Origin of the sequence: Streptomyces alkaliphilus (assembly GCF_014141535.1) — a bacterium.
Taxonomy (GTDB): Bacteria; Actinomycetota; Actinomycetes; order Streptomycetales; family Streptomycetaceae; genus Streptomyces; species Streptomyces alkaliphilus.
In genome coordinates, this window is record NZ_VKHT01000278.1 from 1 (window position 1) to 5,568 (window position 5,568).

Annotated in this window: 6 protein-coding genes; 5 read left to right on the forward strand and 1 reads right to left on the reverse strand. The window is 74.0% G+C overall.

Annotation, left to right across the window (positions count from 1 at the left end):
- From FNQ90_RS11095 to der, 5 genes are all read left to right on the forward strand, one after another.
- Positions 1 to 843: pseudouridine synthase (locus FNQ90_RS11095; RefSeq protein ID WP_182606214.1), on the forward strand; the 843-nt coding region annotated here is incomplete at its 5' end.
- Positions 844 to 930: 87 nt separating this feature from the next.
- On the forward strand, positions 931 to 2,016 hold the full coding sequence (locus tag FNQ90_RS11100) for a prephenate dehydrogenase (RefSeq protein WP_182606215.1): 1,086 nt from the start codon (positions 931 to 933) through the stop codon (positions 2,014 to 2,016).
- 240 nt (positions 2,017 to 2,256) lie between these two features.
- Positions 2,257 to 2,955, forward strand: coding sequence for a (d)CMP kinase (gene cmk, locus FNQ90_RS11105; RefSeq protein WP_323379881.1), 699 nt, complete (start codon positions 2,257 to 2,259; stop codon positions 2,953 to 2,955).
- 98 nt (positions 2,956 to 3,053) lie between these two features.
- Positions 3,054 to 3,656 (forward strand): lysophospholipid acyltransferase family protein, encoded by a 603-nt coding sequence (locus tag FNQ90_RS11110; RefSeq protein WP_323379882.1) that lies wholly within the window; start codon positions 3,054 to 3,056, stop codon positions 3,654 to 3,656.
- Between the two features lie 80 nt (positions 3,657 to 3,736).
- Entirely contained in the window at positions 3,737 to 5,197 is a 1,461-nt protein-coding gene (gene der, locus FNQ90_RS11115) for a ribosome biogenesis GTPase Der (protein ID WP_182606218.1), read from the forward strand.
- A 78-nt stretch (positions 5,198 to 5,275) separates the two neighbouring features.
- Here der and FNQ90_RS11120 read toward each other — a convergent pair whose 3' ends face one another.
- Complete coding sequence (locus tag FNQ90_RS11120; RefSeq protein ID WP_323379883.1) at positions 5,276 to 5,539, reverse strand: hypothetical protein; 264 nt, start codon at positions 5,537 to 5,539, stop codon at positions 5,276 to 5,278.
- Positions 5,540 to 5,568: the final 29 nt, after the last annotated feature.

Consider the following 5,568-nt stretch of genomic DNA (forward strand, 5'->3'; position numbering starts at 1 on the left):
ACCGCAGCCGGGGGCCGGCGGGGCGACCGCCCCGCCCGTCCCCGCGAGTACGAGGCCCGGATCGAGGAGCGCAACCGCGAGCGGTACGCCGGGCGCCCCGCCACGCCCCGCGCGTCCGACGCCGAGGGCGAGCGTCTGCAGAAGGTTCTCGCCCGCGCCGGCATGGGCTCCCGCCGTGCCTGCGAGGAACTGATCGACCGGGGTCGGGTGGAGGTCAACGGCCGCGTCGTGGTGGAGCAGGGCGTGCGGGTGGACCCCGACCGCGACGAGATCAAGGTGGACGGTCTGACCGTGACCGGCCAGGCCCACCTGTTCTTCGCCCTGAACAAGCCCGCCGGCGTGGTCTCGTCGATGGACGACCCGGAGGGGCGACAGTGCCTGGGCGACTACGTGCAGAACCGGGAGACCCGGTTGTTCCACGTCGGTCGGCTGGACACCGAGACAGAGGGGCTGATCCTGCTCACCAACCACGGTGAGCTGGCCCACCGCCTGACCCATCCCCGTTACGGTGTGGTGAAGACCTACCTGGCGGCCGTCGAGGGCCCGCTCCCCCGTGACCTGGGCCGCCGGCTGAGGGAGGGCGTGCGGCTGGAGGACGGTTTCGCCCGCGCGGACAGCTTCCGCGTGGTGGAGAACCACGGTCGCAACTACCTCGTGGAGGTCGCGCTGCACGAGGGCCGCAAGCACATCGTGCGCCGCATGCTCGCGGAGGTCGGCTTCCCGGTGGACCGGCTGGTGCGCACCCGTTTCGGTCCGATCGCCCTGGGGGACCAGAAGTCCGGTTGGCTGCGCCGGCTGACCAACACCGAGGTCGGGCAGTTGATGCGCGAGGTCGATCTCTGACCCCGCCGGCCGTGCCGCCGGGGCGAGGCCGGCGGGCGGGGCGGGCGGCACGTACCCGCCTCCCCGCCGGCCGACTACCCTGGGACGATGCGAACCGCCCTCGTGATCGGCACCGGGCTGATCGGTACCTCCGTCGCCCTCGCGCTCTCCGCCCGGGGAATCCGGGTGCACCTGCAGGACGCCGACCCCGAACGTCCGCGAACCGCCGCGGCGCTCGGGGCGGGCACCGACGAGTCCCCGGACGGACCGGTGGACCTGGCGGTGATCGCCGTCCCGCCCGCCCACATCGCCCCCACGGTCGTCGGTCTCCAGCGGGAGGGTCGGGCCCGGGCCTGTCTGGACGTGGGGAGCGTCAAGGGACGCCCGCGTCGCGAACTGGTGGAGTTGGGTGGTGACCTGTCCCGTTACCTGGGCAGTCACCCGATGGCCGGTCGGGAGCGTTCCGGGCCGCTCGCGGCCGACGAGACCCTTTTCGAGGGCCGTCCCTGGGTGTTGACCCCCACTCCCGAGACGGACACCGAGGTCCTCAACCTCGCGTTGGAGCTGGTCTCCGTGTGCCGGGCGGTGCCGGTGGTGATGGAGGCCGACGCCCACGACCGGGCCGTCGCCCTGGTCTCCCACACCCCCCAGCTGCTCTCCAGCCTGGTCGCCGCCCGGCTCGAGGACGCCGACGACGCGGCCGTGCGGCTGTGCGGTCAGGGCATCCGGGACGTCACCCGCATCGCCGCCTCCGAGCCCCGGATGTGGATCGAGATCCTCTCGGCCAACCCCGGGCCGGTGGCCGACGTGCTCGCGGCTCTCGCCGCCGATCTGGACGGGACGGTCCGGGCGCTGCGGGCCATGGAATCGGCGGACGAGGCCAAGCGCGCCGCGGGCGCCTCCGACATCGAGGCCGTGCTGCGACGCGGCAACGCCGGCCGGGACCGGGTACCCGGCAAGCACGGCGCCGCCCCCGCGGAATACGAGACGGTGGCCGTGCTGATCTCCGATACGCCGGGAGAACTGGCCCGGATCTTCGCGGACGCCGGTCGGGCGGGAGTCAACATCGAGGACGTCCGCATCGAGCACGCCACCGCGCGGCAGGCGGGTCTGGTGCAGCTCATGGTGGACCCGGTCGCCGCTCCCGTCCTGTCGGCGGCGCTGCGGGAGCGTGGCTGGTCCATCAGGCAATGACCGGTCGCGCCACCGGGGGCGCGGAGGGCGCCGGCGGAGCCGATAGGCTTGGCCGGGGTGTCCGCACGCCGCCCGCCGGCCGGTGCCCGCGAGGTCCGCGTCCCGCCGTGGTCGGCCTTCGCCGTCCCACCGGCCGACCGCGGCCGATCACCACCCCCGGCGGGCGTCCGTCGGGGCACCGAGACCGACCGGGAGCCCCCCGGAGGTCACCGACAGTCGCCGAGAGAGGTGCGCACCACCGTGTCTGCTCCCACCCCCGTTGTCGTCGCCATCGACGGGCCCTCCGGCACGGGCAAGTCCAGCACCTCCAAGGGGGTCGCCGCCCGGCTGGGCATGGCCTACCTGGACACCGGCGCCCAGTACCGCGCCATCACCTGGTGGATGTTGACCCGGGGCATCGACCCGGCCGACACCGCGGAGGTGGCCGCCGCGGCGGAGAAGCCGGAGATCGTCTCCGGCACCGATCCGCTCGCCCCGACCATCACCGTGGACGGCACGGATGTCTCGACCCCCATTCGCGGCGCCGAGGTCACCGGGGCGGTCAGCGCGGTGAGCGCCGTCCCGGAGATCCGCGCCCGTATCACCGGTCTGCAGCGCTCGATCGCCGCGGAGGCGGCGAGGTCGGGGGCCGGTATCGTCGTCGAGGGGCGGGACATCGGCACGACCGTGCTGCCGGACGCGGACCTGAAGATCTTCCTGACCGCATCCCCGGAGGTGCGGGCGGCCCGACGCAGCGGTGAGCTCGGCGGTCCGCAGGACGCCGCGCGCCTGGCCGCCACCCGCGCCGATCTGGTGCGCCGTGACACCGCCGACTCCTCCCGGACAGCCTCGCCGCTGGCCCGGGCCGCGGACGCGGTGGAGTTGGACACCGCAGATCTCACCCTGGAGCAGGTCATCGAGCGGGTGGGCGCGATGATCGAGGAGCGGCGATCCGCGTGACCCCGGACTCCTCCCGGGCCGCCGCGGCGGCCCGCCGCCCCGATTCGGCGCCACGCCCCTCGCCCCCCTCGCCGCGCGGGGCGGCCGTCGGCCGGCGCATCGGCATCGGACTGATCCACGGTGGGTGGCGTCCGCGGGTGCTGGGTGCCCACCGGGTGCCGTCGGCCGGCCCGGTGATCCTGGCCGTCAACCACGCGCACAACGTGGACGGACCGGTCCTCATGGGCACCGCTCCCCGACCGGTGCACTTCCTGATCAAGCGGGAAGCGTTCATCGGCCCGCTGGGACGCTTCCTGACCGGCATCGGGCAGATACCCGTGGATCGCGGCGGCACCGACCGCACGGCCGTCACCTCGGCCCTGGGGGTACTGGAACGGGGCGGGGTGCTGGGCATCTTCCCCGAGGGCACCAGGGGCGCGGGCGACTTCGCGGCCCTCCGCGGAGGACTGGCCTACTTCGCCGTGCGTTCCGGTGCCCCGGTGGTGCCGGTGGTGGTGCTCGGCGGGGCCGAGGGGCACAGCCGCCTGGTCCCGGCGCTGCCGCCGCTGCGCGGACGCATCGATGTCGTCTTCGGCGACCCCTTCGCCGCGGCCGAGTCGGGGGCCCGCCGCACCAGGACGGAGCTGGACGCGGCGACGGAGCGACTGCGCGGTCGGCTGGAGGAACACCTGGCACGGGCCCGCCGCATCACCGGCCGCTGACCCGTACCGGCCGGGACCCGCCCCGCCGGCGACCCGGTCAAAAACCAAGCCACGCACGACGCACGACGGTGGAGACGACCATGCACGAGGAGAACACCCCCGCCCCGGGACCCACGGGAATCGGCGAGGAGGAGTACGCCGAATTCCTGAGACTCGCCGAGGAGGAGGGCTTCGAGGCCGATGAGCTGGGCGGCGGGGTGGCCGCCGGCGGCGGCCCGCAGCCGGTGCTGGCCGTCGTCGGCCGCCCCAATGTCGGCAAGTCGACTCTGGTCAACCGGATCCTCGGCCGGCGCGAGGCGGTCGTCGAGGACCGTCCCGGAGTCACCCGGGACCGGGTGACCTACCACGCGGAATGGGCCGGACGCCGCTTCAAGGTGGTGGACACCGGTGGCTGGGAACAGGACGTGCTCGGCATCGACGCGGCGGTCGCGGCCCAGGCCGAGTTCGCCATCGCCGCCGCCGACGCGGTGATCCTGGTCGTGGACGCCACGGTCGGGGCCACCGACACCGACGAGGCGGTGGTCAAGCTGCTGCGCCGTTCCGGCAAGCCGGTGGTGCTGTGCGCCAACAAGGTGGACGGTCCCTCCGGCGAAGCCGACGCGACCGCCCTGTGGTCGCTCGGCCTGGGCGAGCCGCACCCGATCTCCGCGCTCCACGGACGCGGCACCGGTGACCTGCTCGACGCCGTGCTGGAGGCGATGCCGGAGGCCCCGCCGGAGACCTTCGGCGGGGCCTCCGGCGGCCCGCGGCGCATCGCCCTGGTGGGTCGTCCCAATGTCGGCAAGTCCTCCCTGCTCAACAAGTTGGCGGGTGAGGAGCGCGTGGTGGTGGACGAGATGGCGGGCACCACCCGCGACCCGGTGGACGAGCTGATCGAGCTGGGGGACCGGACCTGGCGGTTCGTGGACACCGCCGGTATCCGGCGTCGGGTCCACCTTCAGGAGGGTGCCGACTACTACGCCTCCCTGCGCACCGCCGCCGCGGTGGAGAAGGCCGAGGCGGCCGTGGTGCTCCTCGACGTCAGCGAACCGATCAGCGTCCAGGACACCCGCATCATCTCGATGGCTGTGGACGCCGGCCGTGCCCTGGTCCTGGCCTACAACAAGTGGGACACCCTGGACGAGGAGCGCCGCTTCTACCTGGAGCGGGAGATCGAGCGGGATCTGGTGCAGGTGCGGTGGGCCCCCCGGGTCAACATCTCCGCGCGCACCGGTCGACACCTGGAGAAGCTGGTGCCGGCGCTGGAGACGGCGCTGGAGAGCTGGGACACCCGCGTGCCCACCGGCAAGCTCAACGCCTTCCTCGGTGAGCTGGTCGCGGCCCACCCGCACCCGGTGCGGGGCGGCAAGCAGCCGCGCATCCTCTTCGGGACCCAGGCCGGCACCCGTCCCCCCCGGTTCGTGCTCTTCGCCTCGGGGTTCCTGGAGGCGGGCTATCGACGCTTCATCGAGCGGCGGTTGCGCGAGCGCTTCGGATTCGAGGGCAGTCCGATCCAGGTCTCGGTCCGGGTGCGGGAGAAGCGGGGCAACCGCCGCTCCTGAGCGACCGGCCCGACGGCGTGGCCGGAGCACCGGCACCGGTGTCCCGCCCACGTCGTCGGGCCGCGCGGGACGCCGTGCTCAGGAGTCGGAGGAGGGCTGGGGGGACAACGACATCCCGCGGCCGGTCGATCCGGTGGTGCGGGCGGTCGGTCCGCCCGCGACGCGTCCGGCGGAGCCGTCCCCGCGCACCGGGTGGCGGCCGAACGCCTCCGCGATGCGGACCATCCCGCCGCGTGAGGAGAGACGGCTCGCGAAGGCGTCGAAGGACTCCTCCTCCCCGGAACGGTCGCCGGGCAGGGTGCGGAAGAGCCTGCGGTACTCCGCGCACAGGGCGTCGTAGATGGGCGTGGCGGAGGCGGTCGGTCGAGGAG